This is a genomic window from Janthinobacterium sp. BJB426, assembly GCF_002735705.1.
GTDB lineage: Bacteria > Pseudomonadota > Gammaproteobacteria > Burkholderiales > Burkholderiaceae_D > Janthinobacterium.
In genome coordinates, this window is record NZ_PDZL01000009.1 from 40,972 (window position 1) to 60,694 (window position 19,723).

A 19,723-nucleotide genomic window follows, 5' to 3' on the forward strand; every position below is an offset into this window, starting at 1 on the left:
GGCAACAAGTCCACCAACGTACGGATCTTTGATCCTTCGCAATGCTCAGAAAATGTATAGCGGTAAGAATTGTCGAGCGCACAGATTTCTTTGCGAGCGTGCAAGGAGTCCTGCCAAGGGGGGCATCCTGCCATTGGTTTGAGCTGAGTTCGGGATTTTACATTCAGGAGTACGCATGCTGGAATTGCAGCCAAAGGATGCACGCGGCTATTTCAATCTTCCGCAACGACCTGAAGGCGCGGGATATTACACCTACGGGACGCCGCCGAATGGCGCCGGCCAATATGCGCATCCCAAGCTGCTTTCGCTCCTGTTTTTGGTTGAGCATCAATGGCAAGGTATCGATAACCGGAAAATTGGTTTTGGAAATATCAGCCTGGCTGATGGCGCTCCCTACAGTGAACATAAAAGTCATCGAAGCGGAAAAGACGTCGACGTCCGATTGCTTCGCAAAGACAAAATGGATAGTCCTGTAACAAGGTTTGACTCTCAGTACGACCGCGATGCCACGGCCCAGTTAATCCGCATATTTTTTGAATTCAGCTTTGTCCACGTTATTTTTTTTAATGATCCCACTATTCCCCGGGTAAGACCCCTCATACGGCACGACGACCATTTTCATGTCACGATCAAGTAGCAAGGCTGATGATATGAAACGCCTTCTCGCTGTTTTTCTTCTTCTTTTTTTGGCTATGGCCATGGCCCAATCCGCTCCCAAATGGCTATTTTCTTACCAGTCATTCAAAGGCCGCTATGCGATTTATGGCGGAAGCCTGAGCGATCCGCAGCCGCCAACCAGGAAAGACAAGCGCATCGCGTTCTGGATCGACGGCAAGGCGGCGAAACAGCTATTTGATGCGATGGGGCCCGACTTGCGCAACGCGTGCGGCGTGGATGGCAAATATCGATTGCGCCAGCGGGCGGAAGTGAGCTGCTCCTACCATCCCCGTGATGGCCATCATTGCGACTTTGGCTTTGATCTGCTGACGGGGCGCAGCATCGGCGGCTCCATATGCTGAGGCGGGCCAGCCTGCTAGGCATCACGCTACTGTGCCTGCTGTTGGCGCACCAGGCTCGGGCCGTATGGGCGTTTGCAGAGAGGATTTTTTCAGCTTCGTACGCGATCTATGGCGGATATCTTGACGAAGCCGTAGCCCCGATTGCGGGCGATACCAAAGTCGCGTTTCGTTTGACGGGAGCCGTTGCCAGAGACATGTTCGACGCCATGGGGCCGGATTTGCCCAATGGCTGTCCCGATGCACAAATACGCGTTCGCCATCGTGACATGCTGCTGTGCCGATATCGGCCAAAGGATGGCCATCACTGCGATTTTGGCTTTGATTTGTCGACGGGGTTGAGTATCGGAGGAGCGGTTGGTGGGGCGGTGTGTGGCGAGTAGTGGGGGCGGCGGTGGACCTTCAAGGGTCACCGGGTACGAGCAAGCGCCTTGCGGATGGCCTGCTCGACGGGGCGGTCTATCAGCGCCAGGACGATCACCACGGCAGCGGTAACAATCAGTCCCTCCAGTAAAGCAGGATCCGGAAAAAGTTGCTGATTGGCGATGGCAGCGGGCACTGTTACACGCTTCCAGAGAAGCAGCAGCAGGGCGGCGCCAGCGGCGAGCAGCATGGCTGGACGACGATGGTGCAAGCGGGCGATTTGCCCCATCAGCAGCAATGCGATACCCCACGCAAAAGGATAGACGCCGTGGTCGAACAGGATCATGCGCTCGTCATAGTAGACGCCGGTGTGCCACGTAAAACGGGAGAAGCCGAAAAGACCATAGACGACGAGGGCCACAGCTAGCACGAGGAAACTGGAGGAAAGCAGGCGCGCAATCTTCATGGTTGGGATTTCTTTGCCAATGCGTGAGATCGCTCCCGGCCAGGTGGCGCTTCTGCGTGGTTACCTTGATGATCTTGCCTTTGCTTGCAACTGGCTAGGCGGCCAAGGAGCCTGTGGCCGATTCTTCCGGTTGCTTCTGTCGCAGTGGAAACTACTGCACTGGACCGCGTGGCGGACAGTACTGTCTGAGCGACAGCGGCGCCAAGAGCTACCGCCGCCGCTAATTCTTGTCTGGCCGGACCGCGTACTGGCTGAGGCATGACAGATGCGAGGATGGCGAGCGAGGCTAATTACGAGGTAATGGACGCGTGATGAGGAAGCGTGTTATTGGAAAGATGGCAGACCATTACCATCATTCCAATTTCTGCCATGTCCGTTTTGAAGGGGATTTCACCGCGTTCTTGAAAACCAAGGCTTGCGTAGAAGCGCCGAGCACTTGAATTGGTCTTGAGTACATCGAGCCATACCAAGCTCTCCCCGCGCTTTATCGCCAGGTCGTAAATGTAGCTTAAAAGCTGTTTTCCATAGCCACGCCCGGCCTCGGATTTGAGGAAGTATATCTTTTGGAGCTCTAAGCCCACCTCACCGATTGTTGGCACCGGCTTCGACAAGTTGACCTTGGAAAATCCTACGACTTTGCCGCCTTCGTCGGAAGCAACAAGCCAGACTTGGTTTAATGAATTCAGCGAACTTTCAAGCGCGCTGGGCGAAAAATCTTGGTCTAAGAAATCTGATATTCCATCAGAGGACCAAATTTCCGAAAAATGCTCTCGATAGGTCTGACAGCCAATTTCACGTAGAGTACTCAGGTCAGCGGTTCTGGCTTCACGAATATTAATCATATTATTTCGATCTAGTGAGAGGGGATGCAATGTAGGACGACCTTGTAAATTCCTTCATTCCATCTATCGACGAAAACTAATTACTTACTTGCAAATCTTCGTGAGTGAAGGGACATTCCCCTAAGATTTAAATCGTGGCATATACCCGATGATCCGCAGGCGAAAGCGGACAAAGCAGATTAGCGCTCTGAATCGCCACCAGTAGCTTAAGGCTGCGATTCTCCGCGTGGGAATTTATACCGTACCAGCAGCGTAGGTCCTTTGCCGCCGGGTGGCGTCAGCAGTATCTCGTCACCGGGCTGCATCTCTTCATACATTACCGTGCAACAGGTCGGCATGGAGTGGCCGCGCGCCGGATAAATGCCAACGTCGGTGTGCAGGGTCGCAGCGCGTACGTCCACGCTGGTCTTGCCGGCCTTTCCTTCTTCTTGCAGCAGCTTGCGCAGTGCGGTGACGAAGTCCCCTTTGCTGAGTCTGGCAGGTGCTTGGGTGGCTTGCGGGCGAGCGGTTGCGTCGTTTTTCATGGCAGTTTCTTTCAGTGAATACATTCCCGCCACTATATCATTGGCCCCTGATGTTGCATGACAGTCAGGAGGTAGATTTCATCGTTAGAGACCGAACACAATTTCCGCTTGTGATCTGGTCGCCGGATCTGCATCCGCAAGGAGTAAGAGGCAGGTTGAGCTAGTCCGGCATTCGTACACGGCCTGAGCGGCTGATGTTGTTGCTAGGAAAAACCGCCTGCGGCGCAAGAGCCAGCCAGACGAATCGGAGAGGGTTGCGCTTGCAAGCGCAACCCGGTTTTGCGGCGCCGAGCTGCGCTCGCCGAAGTCCCGCAAAACCCCCGCGTCCGTACCGGACGCGACGCCCGCGTTCTGCATGCATGGAATAAATAAAAAGGGCCTCCCCGCCAAAACGGGGAAGCCCTTTTTATTTATTCGGTGGTGGAGACGGCGGGAATCGAACCCGCGTCCGCAAGCACTCTACAGACAGTTCTACATACTTAGCACTATCATTTAATTTAACTCAGCCAGCACGGATGTGCACGTTATGGGCAAGCGAGTTACCTATTATTTAGTCGGACGCTAAGTAACCCAGCATACGACGAGTCCCTGTAAATGACTCTAGAGCTTTTGACGGCCCACCCCAGGGACGAGGTGTTCTAGAGCTAACAGCGATTAAGCTGCCAGTGCGTACGAGTTATCGTTTGCAGTTAAGTTTTTTCAGGTTGTATTTACGAGGTAGCCCGCCCTCGGTATGCCCTGCGCTGCTTTGCAACCCACGTCGAAACCAGGTCGTCCCCACAGAACCTTCATTGTAGCGCAATCTGCACACTCTTGCATGATGCATTCGCTTGCTTGCGTGCCAGATCAAGCGGAGGCCGATTTATGCCGCCAACTGCCGCTCCTGCGCTGCCTTCACCACGGCGCTGACCAGTTCAAGCAACGCCAGCGGCGTGTCCAGCAGATGGTCCGCGTTCCAGTGCTGCGGTTCGATGGGGCCGCAGTAGCCCCAGGCGCAGGCGACCGTGCGCATGCCGGCGGCGCGGCCGGCCTGGATGTCGCGCAGGTCGTCGCCCACGTACCAGCAGTCTTCCGGCGCCAGGTCCAGGCGGCGCGCCGCTTCCAGCAGGGGGGCGGGGTGCGGCTTCGGGTGCGCCATGGTGTCGCCCGAGATCACGCAGCCGGCGGCGCCCAGGCCGATCTGGCCGACCAGCGGGTCGGTGAAGCGGGCGGCCTTGTTGGTGACCACGCCCCAGGCCAGGCCCAGGGCTTGCAGACCTTCCAGCATGGCGGGGATGCCGTCGAATAAACGGCTTTCCACGGCCAGGGCCGCTTCGTAATTGTTCAGGAAACCGTCTTTCAGGGCTTCGTAGCCGCTTTCGCCTGGGCCGATGCCATATGACGCGCCTATCATGCCGCGTGCGCCGGCCGAGGCCGTGGGGCGCAGGATGTCATACGGGGTCGGTGCCAAGCCGGCGCGTGCGCGCAGCAGGTTGATGGCCGCCGCCAGGTCGGGCGCGGTGTCGGCCAGGGTGCCGTCGAGGTCGAACAGGATGGCGTGCGGGGCTGGCAGAGGGGCAGTGATCATGGCGGGCAAAGTGTGTCAAGTAGGAATGAAAAATGGCGGCCGCAGCCGCCTTGTAATGTGCGTGATGGTTACAGCGGCCGGGTGCAGGCCACCAGATAATTGACGCTGGTATCGCTATTAAGTGAGTAAATCTTGGTCAGCGGATTGTAGCCCATGCCGCGCATGCTGTTGACGTCCAGGCCGGCGCTGCGCAGGTATTGCGACAGTTCGGCCGGGGTGATGAATTTGTCATAGTCGTGCGTGCCTTTCGGCAGCAGGCGCAGCAGGTATTCGGCGCCCAGGATGGCGAACAGATACGCTTTCGGGTTGCGGTTCAGGGTCGACAGGAAGACGTGGCCGCCCGGTTTCACCAGGGTGGCGCAAGCCTTGACGATGGCGGCAGGGTCCGGCACGTGCTCGAGCATTTCCATGCAGGTCACGACGTCGTACTGGCCCGGCTCTTCCTCGGCCATGGTTTCGGCGGCGATCAGCTTGTAGCGTACCTTGGCACCCGATTCCAGGCTGTGCAGGTCAGCAACTTTTAGCGCCTTCTCGGACAGGTCGATGCCCGTCACGTCGGCGCCCTTGCGGGCCATCGATTCGGCCAGGATACCGCCGCCGCAGCCGATGTCGATCACGCGCTTGCCGGCCAGCGGCACTTTCGCGTTGATCCATTCCAGGCGCAGGGGGTTAATTTCGTGCAGGGGACGAAACTCGGAAGTGGGGTCCCACCAGCGGTGGGCCAGCTCACTGAATTTTTGGATTTCGAGAGGGTCGGCGTTCATAGGTCGAATAATAGCGGCAATTTTACAATTGGGCAGCCACGGACGAAAAAAAACCCCGCCGTGGCGGGGTTTTTCATGCTGTTCTTGACTTGCGCGATGACTTGCGGCAAGTCCAGGAGTTCAGCTATTACTTGTTGCGGGTACCAACAACTTCGATTTCCACGCGACGGTTTTTCGCACGGCCTTCGGCAGTTTTGTTATCAGCAACAGGTTGTTTCTCGCCTTTGCCTTCGGTGTACACGCGGTTGCTTTCAACGCCTTTGGTGACCAGGTAGGCTTTGACAGCATCAGCACGACGTACCGACAGTTTTTGGTTGTAAGCATCGGTGCCGACGGAGTCGGTGTGACCCACAGCGATGATGACTTCCAGGTTGATGCCGCCCAGTTGTGCGGACAGCTCGTCCAGCTTGGCTTTGCCTTCTGGCTTCAGCGTAGCTTTGTCGAAATCGAAGAATGCATCAGCAGCGAAGCTGACTTTTTCCGAGGTAGGAGCAACAACAACTGGTACTGGTACGACAACGACTGGTGCCGGTGCTGGTACGACTGGTGCTGGAGGAGCCACGCATTTGCCGTCTTGCAGGGTTTCTGGCTCTACGCACAGTGGCACGTCGCAACCTGGCACTGCGTCAGCAGGTGTCCAGTAGCCGGTACGCCAGCACAGGCCGAATGGGTCACGCACGATTACGCCGCGGGCATCTTGCACGTAAGCGCTTTTTGGGCTTGGTGCTTTGATGTCAGTGGTAACTGGCGCGAATGGTGGGGAGGTTGGGGTTTGGGCCGAAGCCGAGCCAGCAATCACTGCGGATGCAGCGAAAAACAGCGTTACAAATTTATTCATTCTTTTTTCCTTTCGGGGGGTGATATCCGCAGAACAACACTGCGCTACTGGTGCTACGTGCCAAGATTTTATCATGTAGACCATATGCGCTCGTTTCAGATTGCGAAACTAGCAATTAACTTCCCAGTCATTTTGCCACACGCATCAGGGGCGCACGACCGTGGTTAAATCAAAGCTTGCCCGATTTTAGACCGTGCGTTGTTTTTGCGCAACGAAAATGCCCATTTGTAACGCGTCTGTAACAATTGATCGCTTTTTTTGCCTCTTTTAAGGGCAGGTGTCTTGAACTGATATTGCCATTGTGCATTATCGACAGGTCAACTTGCACGGCTCCGATGCAAACTGCCAATCTTGTTGGTATGGCCAATTTGTACAGGTAGCTGGGCGCGCATGCTAAAATCGTGCGCTTGACTGTTAAGAGTGTCGGGCAAATGCCCACGGCGGCACTGCATGGCCAGCACGTACCACTGCGGTACCCGTACTGGCCGCGCCGCCAGCCCGCCGATTTGTTCTGGCACTCTGCGACATGGAAGCCGGGCCGCGCCAGCAGCGCGCGGTGCGGCGTCCACGACGACAGCCACCCAGGATATGCAGTATTGCGTCATACATTGCGTAACAGATAAGTTAACCACAGCCTGAGATCAGTCGAACCGCCAATGGATCAATTCGCAAAAGAAACAATTCCTATTTCCCTCGAAGAAGAGATGCGCAAGAGCTACCTCGATTACGCCATGAGCGTGATCGTCGGTCGCGCCTTGCCCGATGCGCGCGATGGCTTGAAGCCAGTGCACCGCCGCGTCTTGTTCGCGATGCATGAAATGAATAACGTGTGGAACCGCCCTTACGTCAAGTGCGCCCGCGTGGTCGGCGAAACCATGGGTAAATACCATCCCCACGGCGATGCCTCGATCTACGACACACTGGTGCGCATGGCGCAAGATTTCTCGCTGCGCTACATGCTCGTCGATGGCCAGGGCAACTTCGGTTCCGTCGACGGCGATGGCGCCGCGGCGATGCGTTACACCGAGTGTCGCCTGGACAAGATCGCCGGCGAGCTGCTGGCCGATATCGATAAGGACACCGTCGACTTCCAGCCCAACTATGATGGCAAGGAAAAGGAACCGACGGTCTTGCCGACGCGTATCCCGAACCTGCTGATCAATGGCTCGTCCGGTATCGCCGTCGGCATGGCGACGAACATTCCGCCACACAACATCACCGAAGTCATCGACGGCGCGCTGCACGTGCTGCGCAACCCGGAATGCACGATCGATGAATTGATCGAAATCATTCCTGCGCCCGATTTCCCGACGGCCGGCATCATCTACGGCGTATCCGGCGTGCGCGACGGCTACCGCACGGGCCGTGGCCGCGTCGTCATGCGCGCCAAGACCCACTTCGAAGAATACGGCAAGGATGGCGGCCGCATCGCCATCATCGTCGACGAGCTGCCATTCCAGGTCAACAAGAAATCCTTGCTGGAACGCATCGCTGAAAACGTGCGCGACAAGAAGCTCGACGGCATTTCCGACATCCGCGACGAATCCGATAAATCGGGCATGCGCGTGGTGATCGAGCTGAAACGGGGCGAAGTGCCGGAAGTGGTGCTGAACAACCTGTACAAGCAGACCCAGTTGCAAGACACCTTCGGCATGAACATGGTGGCCCTGGTTGATGGCCAGCCGAAGCTGCTGAACCTCAAGCAGATGCTGCAATGCTTCCTGTCGCACCGCCGCGAAGTGGTGACGCGCCGCACCGTGTTCGAACTGCGCAAGGCGCGCGAACGGGGCCACGTGCTCGAAGGCCTGGCTGTCGCGCTGGCCAACATCGATGACTTCATCGCCATCATCAAGGCCGCGCCGACGCCGCCGATCGCCAAGGTCGAGCTGATGGCCAAGGCATGGGATTCGTCCGTCGTGCGCGAAATGCTGGCCCGCACGGGTGACGGCACGACGCCAGGCGGCATCGATGCCTACCGTCCGGAAAACCTGCCGAAGCACTATGGCATGCAAATGGATGGCCTGTACAAGCTGTCGGACGACCAGGCGCAGGAAATTCTGCAGATGCGCCTGCAGCGCCTGACCGGTCTGGAGCAGGACAAGATCGTCAACGAGTACAAGGACGTGATGGAACATATCGCCGACTTGCTCGACATCCTGGCCAAGCCGGAACGCGTCACCATCATCATCACCGATGAAATGACGGCGGCGAAGAACGAATACGGCGCTGGCAACAAGGACGTGCGCCGCTCGCAGATCGAGTTGAACGCGACCGACCTGGAAACGGAAGATCTGATCACGCCGCAGGACATGGTCGTGACCCTGTCGCACACCGGCTACATGAAGGCGCAGCCGATCACCGAATACCGCGCGCAAAAACGCGGTGGCCGTGGCAAGCAGGCGATGGCGACGAAAGAGGAAGACTGGATCGACCAGCTGTTCATCGCCAACACGCACGACTACATCCTGTGCTTCTCGGATCGTGGCCGCATGTACTGGCTGAAGGTGTGGGAAGTGCCGCAAGGCTCGCGCAATTCGCGCGGCAAGCCGATCGTCAACATGTTCCCGCTGCAGGACAACGAAAAGATCACCGTGATCCTGCCGCTGTCGGGCGAGAACCGCACGTTCCCGGAAGACCATTACGTGTTCATGTCGACCAGCCTCGGTACCGTCAAGAAGACGCCGCTGAAGGACTTCAGCAATCCACGCAAGGCCGGCATCATCGCGGTCGACCTGGACGACGGCGACTTCCTGATCGGCGCGGCGCTGACCGACGGCCAGCACGACGTGATGCTGTTCTCCGATTCGGGCAAGGCGGTGCGCTTCGACGAAAACGACGTGCGTCCGATGGGCCGTACGGCGCGCGGCGTGCGCGGCATGAACCTGGAAGAAGGCCAGCACGTGATCGCCCTGCTGGTGGCCGAGAACGAGCAGCAGTCGGTGCTGACGGCAACCGAAAACGGTTACGGCAAGCGTACGCCGATCACCGAGTACACGCGCCATGGCCGTGGCACGAAAGGCATGATCGCCATCCAGACCAGCGAGCGCAACGGTAGAGTGGTTGCCGCGACCCTGGTCGATACCAGCGATGAAATCATGCTGATCACCACCGGTGGCGTATTGATCCGCACCCGCGTGTCGGAAATCCGCGAGATGGGCCGCGCGACGCAGGGCGTGACCCTGATCGCCGTGGAAGACGGCACCAAGCTGTCCGGCCTGCAGCGCGTGGTGGAAACGGATATCGACGAAGTCGAGCTGACGACGGAGGCGGGCACGGATGCCGCAGCCGCGCCGGCAGCGGCTGAACCGGCCGATCCGGCAGATCCGGCCCAGCCGGAGTAAGATGATTGGGGCTCTTTCGGGAGCCCCAATTGCTATTGGCGCGCCAGTTGCGGCGCCAGCCTGCATACCCCAGATAGTTCCCCGCTTTTATAGAGTCCTGCATGCCATGAGAAAAATCGTCGCCACCTTCTTCGCCGCGTTTTCGCTGGCTTTTCTTGCGACCCTGCCGGCCCTGGCCCAGAGTGCGCAAGCCACGCCCGCGCGCCAGGCGGCGCCCAGCCCCGCCATGAAAGTGGCCGTGCGGCGCATGCTCGATGCGATGCAATTTCCGCAACTGACGCGCAACATCTTCGACCAGATGCTGCAATCGGTGCCCGCCATGATCCGCCAGTCGGCGCAGCAGCAAATCAGCGGCAACCCGAACCTGGACGAGCAGCGCAAGGCGCGCGCGCTGGCCAGCGCCGAGGAAGAAATTCCCCTGGCCATCGGCACCCTGACGCAGGTGCTGGCCGACCCGACCCTGATCGACGAGCTGGCCGCTGAAATGGTGCCCCTGTACGCGCGCTTTTACACGGTGCCCGAAGTCGAGCAGCTGACGGCCTTCTACAAGACGCCGCTGGGCCGCAAGATGCTGGCCACCATGCCGCAACTGTCGGCCGAATCGATGGCCATCAGCCAGCGCGTGCTGATCCCGCGCGTGAATGCGGTGCTTGACCAGGTCATGCGGGCGGCCACGCAGTCGCCCCAATAAGATTCCCATTTTGCCAAGGACCGTATCGTGACCCATATCTACAATTTTTCAGCCGGCCCCGCCGTCTTGCCCAAGGAAGTGCTGGCGCAAGCGGCCTTTGAAATGCAGGACTGGCATGGCAGTGGCATGTCGGTGATGGAAATGAGCCATCGTGGTCCCGAATTCATTTCCATCTACAAGCAGGCGGTAGCCGACCTGCGCGAACTGCTGGCCGTGCCCGACAACTACAAGATCCTGTTCCTGCAGGGCGGTGGATTGGGCGAGAACGCCATCATTCCGATGAACCTGGTGGGCCTGGCGGCGCAGCAGCCGGCCACCGTGGACTTCGTGCACACAGGCTCGTGGTCCGGCAAGTCGATCCAGGAAGCGGCCAAGTACGCCAACGTCAACGTGGCCGCGTCGTCGAAGGCTGCCCGTTTCACGGGCGTGCCGCCGGTCTCCGAGTGGAAGCTGACGCCAGGCGCCGCCTACCTGCACATCTGCACCAATGAAACCATCGACGGCGTCGAATTCCAGCAGGCGCCGGACGTGCCGGCGGGGACCACCATCGTGGCCGACATGTCGTCGCACATTCTGTCGCGCGTGATCGACGTGTCGCAATATGGCGTCATCTTCGGCGGCGCGCAGAAAAATATCGGTCCGGCCGGCCTGACCCTGGTCATCGTGCGCGAAGACTTGCTGGGCAAGGCTTTGCCGATCTGCCCATCGGCCTTTGACTGGACCATCGTGGCCGAACATGAGTCGATGTACAACACGCCGCCCACCTATGGCATCTATATCGCCGGCCTGGTTTTCCAGTGGCTCAAACGCCAGGGTGGCGTTGCAGCCATGGAACAGCGTAATATTGAGAAAGCGGCGCTGCTGTACGCGGCGCTCGATGCGGACGACTTTTACCAGAACCGGGTCGACCCCGCATACCGCTCGCGCATGACCATCCCGTTCTATCTGCGCGATGAAAGCTTGAACGACGCATTCCTGGCCGGCGCCAAGCAGCGCGGCCTGCTGCAATTGAAGGGCCACAAGTCCGTCGGCGGCATGCGTGCATCGATCTATAACGCGATGCCGATCGAGGGCGTGCAAGCCTTGGTGAATTATCTGAACGAGTTTGCCGGACGCTAGAATGCCTGCCAAAAAGTCCAGGGCGTTGTTGCATTGCCTTGTCGTACATTCGTACTGCCAGCGGCAACGCGCCTAGCCCTGATCATTTTGTCCGGCATTCTCATGAATAAGCGCGCCGGCCCGCCGCCGGCGCAGGCCGCGCGGCCATGATTGAAGTACAGCTGACGAAACAAACCAACCATGACCGATAAATTGAAACCGCTGCGCGAACAGATCGATGCGATCGACGCGCAAATCCTCGAACTGCTGAACCGCCGCGCGCAAATCGCCCAGCAAGTGGGCCACGTGAAAGCGGAAACCCAGGCGCCCGTGTTCCGCCCCGAGCGCGAAGCGCAGGTGCTGCGCGGCGTGGCCGAACGCAATCCTGGCCCCATGGGCGACCGCGAAGTGCAGACCATCTTCCGCGAAATCATGTCGTCCTGCCGCTCGCTGGAAAAGCGCGTCACCGTGGCCTACCTTGGCCCGGCCGGCACCTTCAGCGAACAGGCCGTGTATCAGCAGTTCGGCAGCGCCGTCGAAGGCTTGCCGTGCGCCTCCATCGATGAAGTGTTCCGTTCCGCCGAGGCGGGAACGGCGGACTTCGGCGTGGTGCCGATCGAGAATTCCTCGGAAGGCGCCGTCAACCGCACCCTGGACATGATGCTGCAGACGAGCCTCATCATCAGTGGCGAGGTGGCGATCGCCGTGCACCACAGCCTGATGACGAAGAGCGGCAACATGGATGGCGTCACCGCCATCTGCGCCCATTCGCAGGCGCTGGCGCAGTGCCAGGTGTGGCTGAACCAGAACTACCCGCACATCGCGCGCCATGCCGTCGCATCGAACGCCGAAGCTGCCCGCATGGCAGGCGAAGATGGCACGGTGGCGGCGATTGCCAGCGAACTGGCCGGCGCGCAGTACAAGCTGGGCGTGGTCAAGGGCCATATCCAGGACGATCCGCACAACCGCACGCGCTTTGCCGTCGTGGGCACCTTGCAGACGGCGCCGTCGGGCAAGGACCAGACGTCGCTGGTGCTGGCCGTGCCGAACAAGGCGGGCGCCGTGTACCAGTTGCTGGCGCCCCTGGCGAAACACGGCGTGTCGATGACGCGCTTCGAGTCGCGCCCGGCGCGCATGGGCAGCTGGGAGTATTATTTCTATGTCGATGTGGAAGGCCACGTGCACGACGCGGCCGTCGCCCAGGCGCTGGCCGAGCTGCAAAGCAATGCGGCGTTTTTCAAGGTGCTGGGGTCATATCCGGTCAGTTTGTGACGCCGACGGTGGTGTCGGATTACGGCTGCCGCCTAATCCGACCTACAATAAGCCGTAGCTTGGGTTAGCGCAGCGTAACCCAACAAAAACCACCAGCCTAATCATTCACCAACTTTTAAAGAACACCATGTCTAAAAATATCGGTCCAGAATACGTCCGCGCCATCGCCCCTTACCAGAGCGGCAAACCGATCGCGGAAGTCGCGCGCGAATTCGGCCTCGACGAGGCAGCCATCGTCAAGCTGGCGTCGAATGAAAACCCGTACGGCATGCCGGAATCGGCCAAGCAGGCGATGATCGCCGCCATCGATGACCTGGGCCGCTACCCGGACGCCAACGGCTTCGACTTGAAGGCAGTGCTGTCGAAACGCTATGACGTGCCGGCCGACTGGATCACCCTGGGCAATGGCAGCAACGACATCCTGGAAATCGCCGCGCACGCGTTTGTGCAGCATGGCGAATCCGTCGTGTACTCGCAGTATTCGTTCGCCGTGTACGCGCTGGCCACGCAAGGACTGGGCGCGCGCCACCTCGTCGTGCAGGCGCAAGCCTATGGTCATGATCTGGACGCCATGGCGGCGGCGATTGCCGACGACACGCGTTTGATTTTCATCGCCAACCCGAACAACCCGACCGGCACCTTCCTGACGGCGGCGCAGCTGGAAGCCTTCCTCAAGAAAGTGCCGGCGCATGTCGTCGTCGTGCTGGACGAGGCCTACAACGAATTCCTGTCGGCCGACGACCAGTATGAGTCGACGGCGTGGGTGCGCCAGTATCCGAACCTGGTGGTCTCGCGCACGCTGTCGAAGGCGTATGGCCTGGCCGGCCTGCGCATCGGCTTCGCCATCGCCCAGCCGGTGTTGACGGACCTGATGAACCGCATCCGCCAGCCATTCAACGTCAACTCGCTGGCGCAAGCGGCTGCGATTGCCGCCCTGAACGACAAGGCATTCCTCGAGCAAAGCGCGCGCAACAACGCGGCCGGCTACCAGCAGTTCACCGAGGCATTTACGCAACTGGGTCTGGAATATGTGCCGTCGCACGGCAATTTCGTGCTGGTCAAGGTGGGCGACGATGATGAAGCGGGCGCGCGCGTCAACCTGGCGCTGCTCAAACAGGGCGTGATCGTGCGTCCCGTGGGCAGCTATGGCTTGCCGCAATGGCTGCGCATTTCCATCGGCCTGCCGCAGGAAAACGCCATCTTCATCGCCGCGCTGACGAAAGCGCTGGCCTGACCTTATGACGACGCCTGCACTGAAGAAGGTCGTCATTTTTGGCGTAGGCCTGATCGGCGGCTCGTTCGCGCGCGCCTTGAAACACGCGGGCGCGGTCGGCACGGTAGTCGGCATGGGCCGCTCGCCGGCATCGATGGCGCGCGCGCTCGAATTGGGCATCATCGACGAGATCGGCGGCGACATGGCGCAGGCCATCGCTGGCGCCGACCTGGTGCTGCTGGCTGCGCCCGTGGCGCAAACGGGCGCCATCCTGGCATCCATCGCGCCGCACCTGCAGCCCGGTACCATCGTCACCGATGCGGGCAGCACGAAGAGCGACGTGGTGGCGGCCGCGCGCGCGGCGCTCGGTGGCAAGGTGGCGCAATTCGTGCCCGGCCATCCGATCGCGGGGCGAGAGACGAACGGTCCCGACGCCGCCATCATCGATCTGTATCGAGGCAAGAAAGTGGTGCTCACGCCGCTGGCGGAGAACGCCGCGGCTGACGTCGAGCGCGTGGCGGCCGCGTGGCGCGCCTGCGGCGCCATCCTGCACACATTGAGCCCCGAAGAACATGACAAGGTGTTTGCCGCCGTCAGCCATCTGCCGCATTTGCTGGCCTTTGCGCTGGTCGACGACATCGCCAACAAACCGCACGCGGGCCTGCTGTTCCAGTACGCGGCCAGCGGCTTTCGCGACTTTACGCGCATCGCCGGCTCATCGCCGGAAATGTGGCGCGACATCAGCCTGGCCAACCAGCCGGCGCTGCTGCACGAACTGGACGCCTACCTGGCGCAGTTGACGACCTTGCGCGCCCACCTGGCCGCGAACGACGGCGCCGCCATCGAAGGCGTGTACGCGAACGCCCAGCACGCGCGGCAGCAATGGATCGAGGCGATTGAAACGGCGGAAATTCCACCCGCGCCCACACGATAAATACTCAAGGATTCCAGCATGACCCAGACCAAGCACTATCCCCACCATATCGATCTGAAACCGGTGATGCACGCCGAGGGCTCGGTGCGCCTGCCCGGCTCGAAAAGTATTTCCAACCGCGTGCTGCTGCTGGCCGCGCTGGCCAAGGGCACGACGAAAATCATCGACTTGCTTGCCTCCGACGACACCTTTGTCATGCTGACGGCATTGACGTCGTTGGGCGTGAAATGGACGCAGGATGAATTGACGGGCGACCCGGCCACTGCCCACCAGGTGCATCACGTGGAAGGCTGCGGCGGGGTGTTCCCGCACCACGAGGCGGATCTGTTCATGGGCAATGCCGGCACGGCCATTCGCCCGCTGACGGCGGCGCTGGCCGTCATCGGCGGCGACTACACGCTGCATGGCGTGTCGCGCATGCACGAGCGCCCGATCGGCGACCTGGTCGACGCGCTGAACGCTGTCGGCACGCAGATCGAGTACACGGGCGAGCAGGGCTTCCCGCCGCTGCGCATCCGCCGCGGCCATATCCACGCGCAGCGCATCGCCGTGCGCGGCAACGTGTCGAGCCAGTTCCTGACGGCCCTCTTGATGGTGGCGCCGCTGATGGCGCGCGACCATGCGGTCACCATCGACGTGACGGGCGAGCTGATTTCGAAGCCGTACATCGAGATCACCCTGAACCTGATGCGCCGCTTCGGCGTGACGGTCGAGCATGACGGCTGGCAGTCGTTCACCGTGCAGCCGGGCCAGCAATATCAAAGTCCTGGTACGATCCACGTGGAAGGCGACGCTTCGTCGGCGTCGTATTTCCTGGCGGCCGGCGCCATCGGCGGCGGTCCCGTGCGCGTGGAAGGGGTTGGGCGCGACAGTATCCAGGGCGACGTACGCTTCGTCGAAGCCTTGCAGCAGATGGGCGCGACCATCACCATGGGCGAGAACTGGATCGAGGCCCGCTCGAACGGCGTCCTGAAAGCCGTCGACATGGATTTCAACCACATCCCCGACGCGGCCATGACGATCGCCGTGGCCGCCCTGTACGCGGATGGCACCTCGACCTTGCGCAATATCGCCAGTTGGAGGGTGAAGGAAACGGACCGCCTGGCCGCCATGGCAACGGAATTGCGCAAACTCGGTGCGGAAGTGGAAGAGGGTGCGGACTACCTGCGCGTGACGCCGCCTGCGCAGATTCTTGCCGCCACCATCGACACGTACGACGACCACCGCATGGCCATGTGCTTTTCGCTCGCTTCGCTGGACGGCGCCGCGCGGCGCGGCAACGAGATGCGCATCAACGACCCGAAATGCGTGGCCAAGACCTTCCCCGAGTATTTCGCCGCATTCGCGGGGATTGCCAAAGACACCCTGATTTAATTGATTGCCTAATACTATGCCGACCTCCAACATCCCAGTCATCGCCATCGATGGCCCCACCGCTTCCGGCAAGGGTACGGTGGCGCACCGCGTAGCCGACAAGCTGGGCTTTCATTACCTGGACTCGGGCGCGCTGTACCGCCTGACGGCCCTGACGGCGCTGCGCCGTGGCACGGATTTGCGCGACGAGCACGCGCTGGCCAAGCTGGCCGAACACTTGCCTTGCCACTTCGCCGGTGGCGAGATCCTGCTGGCGCATGAAAATGTCACCGAGCAGATTCGTGCTGAAGAGGTGGGTAATACGGCGTCGAAGATTGCCGTATTGCCAACTGTTCGCCATGCCCTCGTGGGTTTGCAGCTGGGTTTTCGCAAGACGCCAGGCCTGGTGGCCGACGGGCGCGACATGGGCACGGTGATCTTTCCGCACGCCCAATTGAAGGTGTTCCTGACGGCCAGCGTCGAGGCGCGCGCGCAACGGCGCTACAAGCAATTGATAGACAAGGGTTTTTCTGCTAATATGGAAGACCTTCTGATGGATTTGCAGGCGCGGGACGAACGTGATACTCACCGTGCGATTGCGCCGCTGGTCCCCGCGGAAGGGGCGCATGTCCTGGATACCTCGGCAATGACGGCTGATGAAGCCGTCGAAACCGTGTTGAAATGGCATGCCGCTGCAGCAAAATAGCCTGTGCTATGTGGTGCCCGTTGACGGCTCCTGGCCTGTCCGGGTGTGTCAAAAACCTAACCCAGTTTAAGTCGCATCGTGCGATCTCTGCTGGATAACCTGTGTGAACCCTATGTCTACTGTTACAACTAACGAATCTACCGGTATGGAAAGTTTTGCTGCGCTCTTCGAGGAATCGTTGTCGCGTCAAGATATGCGCTCCGGCGAAGTTATTTCCGCTGAAGTCGTGCGCCTCGACCACAATTTCGTGATCGTGAACGCTGGCCTCAAATCCGAAGCATTCATCCCTGTCGAAGAATTCAAGAACGACCACGGCGAACTGGAAGTCAAAGTTGGTGACTTCGTTTCCGTGGCGATCGAATCGCTGGAAAACGGTTTCGGCGATACCATCCTGTCGCGCGACAAAGCCAAGCGTCTGGCTTCGTGGCTGGCTCTGGAAAAAGCGATGGAATCGGGCGAAATCGTCGTCGGTACCGTCAATGGTAAAGTCAAAGGCGGTCTGACCGTATTGACCAACGGCATCCGCGCATTCCTGCCGGGCTCGCTGGTTGATACCCGTCCTGTCAAAGACACCACCCCATTCGAAGGCAAAACCCTCGAATTCAAGGTCATCAAACTGGACCGCAAGCGTAACAACGTGGTTCTGTCCCGCCGCGCCGTCATCGAAGCTTCGATGGGCGAAGAGCGTCAGAAACTGATGGAAACGCTGAAAGAAGGCACGGTCGTGACCGGCGTCGTCAAAAATATCACCGACTACGGCGCGTTCGTGGATCTGGGCGGTATCGATGGCCTGCTGCACATCACCGACCTGGCATGGCGCCGTGTACGTCACCCGTCGGAAGTTCTGACGGTTGGCCAGGAAATCACCGCCAAAGTCCTGAAATACGATCAAGAGAAAAACCGTGTTTCGCTGGGCGTGAAACAACTGGGCGACGATCCTTGGACCGGTCTGTCCCGTCGTTACCCACAAAGCACCCGTCTGTTCGGTAAAGTAACGAACCTGACCGACTACGGCGCATTCGTTGAAGTGGAACAGGGTATCGAAGGTCTGGTACACGTTTCCGAAATGGACTGGACGAACAAAAACGTTGCTCCTAACAAAGTTGTCCAACTGGGCGACGAAGTAGAAGTGATGGTTCTGGAAATCGACGAAGAGCGTCGTCGTATCTCGCTGGGTATGAAACAGTGCAAAGCCAACCCTTGGGATGACTTTGGCGTGACCCACAAGAAGGGCGATAAAGTCCGCGGCGCGATCAAATCGATCACCGACTTCGGCGTGTTCATCGGCCTGGCCGGCAACATCGACGGTCTGGTGCACCTGTCCGACCTGTCCTGGACCGAAACCGGCGAAGAAGCCGTGCGTCGCTTCAAGAAAGGTGACGAACTGGAAGCCATCGTTCTGGCCATCGACGTTGAGCGCGAGCGCGTTTCCCTGGGCGTCAAGCAACTGGAAGGTGATCCATTCAACAACTTCGCAGCCATGAACGACAAGGGCTCGCTGGTAACCGGTACCGTTAAATCGGTTGAGCCTAAAGGCGCCGTAATCCAACTGTCCGAAGAAGTTGAAGGCTACCTGCGCGCTTCCGAAATCTCGCGCGACCGCGTTGAAGATGCTGGTACGCACCTGAAAGTCGGCGACACCGTCGAAGCTATGGTGTTGAACATCGACCGCAAAGCCCGTGGTATCCAACTGTCGATCAAAGCGAAAGACAACGTTGAAACCCAGGAAGCAATGCAGAAGATGGCAGCTACCGACAACAACGCAGCTTCGGGCACCACCAGCCTGGGCGCCTTGTTGAAAGCTAAGTTCGATAACAAGAACTAAGACTGCGGATACGGCAGATGACAAAGTCCGAGCTGATCAACCGCCTCGCTGAGCGTTATTCTCAGCTGGTGGCGAAAGATGCGGAGTATGCCGTCAAGACCATTCTCGATGCGATGACCAACGCCCTGGCGACCGGTCAGCGCATCGAGATCCGCGGTTTTGGCAGTTTTGCCCTGAACAGCAGGCCCCCGCGCATCGGCCGCAACCCGAAATCCGGCGACAAGGTGATGGTTCCCGAAAAACGGGTACCCCACTTCAAGCCGGGCAAACAGTTGCGCGAGCGGGTGGATGCGATGGTCGGGCAACCGATAATCGAGGATTAATCGTCTGCTGGAAGGCGACATAGAAAGCGGCGTCCTTGGATGCCGCTTTTTTTTGTTAATATGCTGTAGAGCACTGCTCAAACCTACTGCGCGGCGCGCTTTGCGGCCGGCGATGCTCACCGTACTTCAGTACGGTTGCGCTTCTCGGCCACAAATCACTGCCGCTCGCTACGGTTTGATCAGCACTCTACGTTTGTGCCATTTGGCATTTGCCATGTCGCACTGGTATTTTTTTGCTCTTTCTGGACCTATCGATGAAAATCATCTCCACCATCGTTGGCTGTGTTCTTTTCGTCCTGTTCTTCAGTTTTGCGCTGAAGAATGCGCAGGTTGTCGACCTGCATGTTTTCCTCAATTATGAAATTCGCGGCCCCCTGGTCCTGATGCTGCTGGGCTTTTTTGTCGCTGGCGCCAGCCTGGGCGTACTGGCCCTGACGCCGACCGTGTTCCGTCACCGCCGCGAAGCGACCAAGCAAAAAACCACCATTGCCGCGCTGCAGACTGTTGGCGTGGCCAGCAATGTCCAGCCGCAACCGGACAGCGTGAGCGCGCAGTAAGCGGCGCCATCGCTCCTATCTCTCTTACTC

General features: G+C 59.5%; 19 protein-coding genes and 1 other RNA gene. 13 read left to right on the plus strand and 7 right to left on the minus strand.

The window, feature by feature from the left end; genetic code table 11:
* The first annotated feature begins 175 nt into the window (after nucleotides 1-175).
* Both CSQ93_RS15885 and CSQ93_RS15890 read left to right on the plus strand, forming a co-directional pair.
* A complete protein-coding gene (locus tag CSQ93_RS15885; protein ID WP_099378882.1) occupies nucleotides 176-637 on the plus strand; it encodes a penicillin-insensitive murein endopeptidase in 462 nt (153 codons plus the stop codon).
* 13 nt (nucleotides 638-650) lie between these two features.
* Nucleotides 651-1,019, plus strand: a complete 369-nt coding sequence (locus CSQ93_RS15890; RefSeq protein ID WP_158301260.1) for a hypothetical protein — start codon at nucleotides 651-653, stop codon at nucleotides 1,017-1,019.
* Between the two features lie 406 nt (nucleotides 1,020-1,425).
* On the opposite strand, the gene CSQ93_RS15900 is transcribed toward CSQ93_RS15890, so the two are convergent.
* The 7 genes from CSQ93_RS15900 to ompA all read right to left on the minus strand — a co-directional run bounded on the left by CSQ93_RS15900 (nucleotide 1,426) and on the right by ompA (nucleotide 6,380).
* Nucleotides 1,426-1,845 carry a hypothetical protein gene (locus CSQ93_RS15900; protein WP_099378885.1) on the minus strand — a complete coding sequence of 140 codons (420 nt, stop codon included), beginning with the start codon at nucleotides 1,843-1,845 and terminating at the stop codon, nucleotides 1,426-1,428.
* 290 nt (nucleotides 1,846-2,135) lie between these two features.
* The gene (locus CSQ93_RS15910) at nucleotides 2,136-2,687 is read right to left on the minus strand and encodes a GNAT family N-acetyltransferase (RefSeq protein ID WP_099378886.1); all 552 of its coding nucleotides are present in this window, start codon (nucleotides 2,685-2,687) and stop codon (nucleotides 2,136-2,138) included.
* Nucleotides 2,688-2,893: 206 nt separating this feature from the next.
* Complete coding sequence (locus CSQ93_RS15915) at nucleotides 2,894-3,211, minus strand: HNH endonuclease (RefSeq protein ID WP_099379012.1); 318 nt, start codon at nucleotides 3,209-3,211, stop codon at nucleotides 2,894-2,896.
* A 418-nt stretch (nucleotides 3,212-3,629) separates the two neighbouring features.
* Nucleotides 3,630-3,990, minus strand: a transfer-messenger RNA (tmRNA) gene (ssrA, locus tag CSQ93_RS15920).
* Between the two features lie 83 nt (nucleotides 3,991-4,073).
* Entirely contained in the window at nucleotides 4,074-4,778 is a 705-nt protein-coding gene (locus tag CSQ93_RS15925; protein ID WP_099379013.1) for an HAD family hydrolase, read from the minus strand.
* Nucleotides 4,779-4,846: 68 nt separating this feature from the next.
* Complete coding sequence (gene ubiG, locus CSQ93_RS15930) at nucleotides 4,847-5,542, minus strand: bifunctional 2-polyprenyl-6-hydroxyphenol methylase/3-demethylubiquinol 3-O-methyltransferase UbiG (RefSeq protein WP_099378887.1); 696 nt, start codon at nucleotides 5,540-5,542, stop codon at nucleotides 4,847-4,849.
* 127 nt (nucleotides 5,543-5,669) lie between these two features.
* Complete coding sequence (ompA, locus tag CSQ93_RS15935; RefSeq protein ID WP_034782001.1) at nucleotides 5,670-6,380, minus strand: outer membrane protein OmpA; 711 nt, start codon at nucleotides 6,378-6,380, stop codon at nucleotides 5,670-5,672.
* 656 nt (nucleotides 6,381-7,036) lie between these two features.
* Between ompA and gyrA the strand changes: the two genes are divergently transcribed.
* From gyrA to CSQ93_RS15990, 11 genes are all read left to right on the plus strand, one after another.
* Nucleotides 7,037-9,721 (plus strand): DNA gyrase subunit A, encoded by a 2,685-nt coding sequence (gyrA, locus tag CSQ93_RS15940; protein WP_099378888.1) that lies wholly within the window; start codon nucleotides 7,037-7,039, stop codon nucleotides 9,719-9,721.
* Nucleotides 9,722-9,827: 106 nt separating this feature from the next.
* Entirely contained in the window at nucleotides 9,828-10,412 is a 585-nt protein-coding gene (locus tag CSQ93_RS15945) for a DUF2059 domain-containing protein (RefSeq protein WP_158301261.1), read from the plus strand.
* A 27-nt stretch (nucleotides 10,413-10,439) separates the two neighbouring features.
* Nucleotides 10,440-11,531, plus strand: coding sequence for a 3-phosphoserine/phosphohydroxythreonine transaminase (serC, locus tag CSQ93_RS15950; protein ID WP_099378890.1), 1,092 nt, complete (start codon nucleotides 10,440-10,442; stop codon nucleotides 11,529-11,531).
* A 180-nt stretch (nucleotides 11,532-11,711) separates the two neighbouring features.
* Nucleotides 11,712-12,782 (plus strand): prephenate dehydratase, encoded by a 1,071-nt coding sequence (gene pheA, locus CSQ93_RS15955; protein ID WP_077400751.1) that lies wholly within the window; start codon nucleotides 11,712-11,714, stop codon nucleotides 12,780-12,782.
* Nucleotides 12,783-12,909: 127 nt separating this feature from the next.
* Nucleotides 12,910-14,016 carry a histidinol-phosphate transaminase gene (gene hisC / locus CSQ93_RS15960; protein ID WP_099378891.1) on the plus strand — a complete coding sequence of 369 codons (1,107 nt, stop codon included), beginning with the start codon at nucleotides 12,910-12,912 and terminating at the stop codon, nucleotides 14,014-14,016.
* A gap of 4 nt (nucleotides 14,017-14,020) precedes the next feature.
* On the plus strand, nucleotides 14,021-14,929 hold the full coding sequence (locus tag CSQ93_RS15965; protein WP_199534429.1) for a prephenate dehydrogenase: 909 nt from the start codon (nucleotides 14,021-14,023) through the stop codon (nucleotides 14,927-14,929).
* A gap of 18 nt (nucleotides 14,930-14,947) precedes the next feature.
* Nucleotides 14,948-16,303 carry a 3-phosphoshikimate 1-carboxyvinyltransferase gene (gene aroA / locus CSQ93_RS15970; protein ID WP_099378892.1) on the plus strand — a complete coding sequence of 452 codons (1,356 nt, stop codon included), beginning with the start codon at nucleotides 14,948-14,950 and terminating at the stop codon, nucleotides 16,301-16,303.
* 16 nt (nucleotides 16,304-16,319) lie between these two features.
* The gene (gene cmk, locus CSQ93_RS15975) at nucleotides 16,320-16,988 is read left to right on the plus strand and encodes a (d)CMP kinase (protein WP_099378893.1); all 669 of its coding nucleotides are present in this window, start codon (nucleotides 16,320-16,322) and stop codon (nucleotides 16,986-16,988) included.
* Nucleotides 16,989-17,100: 112 nt separating this feature from the next.
* A complete protein-coding gene (rpsA, locus tag CSQ93_RS15980; protein WP_071650172.1) occupies nucleotides 17,101-18,813 on the plus strand; it encodes a 30S ribosomal protein S1 in 1,713 nt (570 codons plus the stop codon).
* Nucleotides 18,814-18,830: 17 nt separating this feature from the next.
* The gene (locus CSQ93_RS15985; protein WP_008446215.1) at nucleotides 18,831-19,136 is read left to right on the plus strand and encodes an integration host factor subunit beta; all 306 of its coding nucleotides are present in this window, start codon (nucleotides 18,831-18,833) and stop codon (nucleotides 19,134-19,136) included.
* A gap of 254 nt (nucleotides 19,137-19,390) precedes the next feature.
* Nucleotides 19,391-19,693 carry a LapA family protein gene (locus CSQ93_RS15990; RefSeq protein WP_034751796.1) on the plus strand — a complete coding sequence of 101 codons (303 nt, stop codon included), beginning with the start codon at nucleotides 19,391-19,393 and terminating at the stop codon, nucleotides 19,691-19,693.
* Nucleotides 19,694-19,723: the final 30 nt, after the last annotated feature.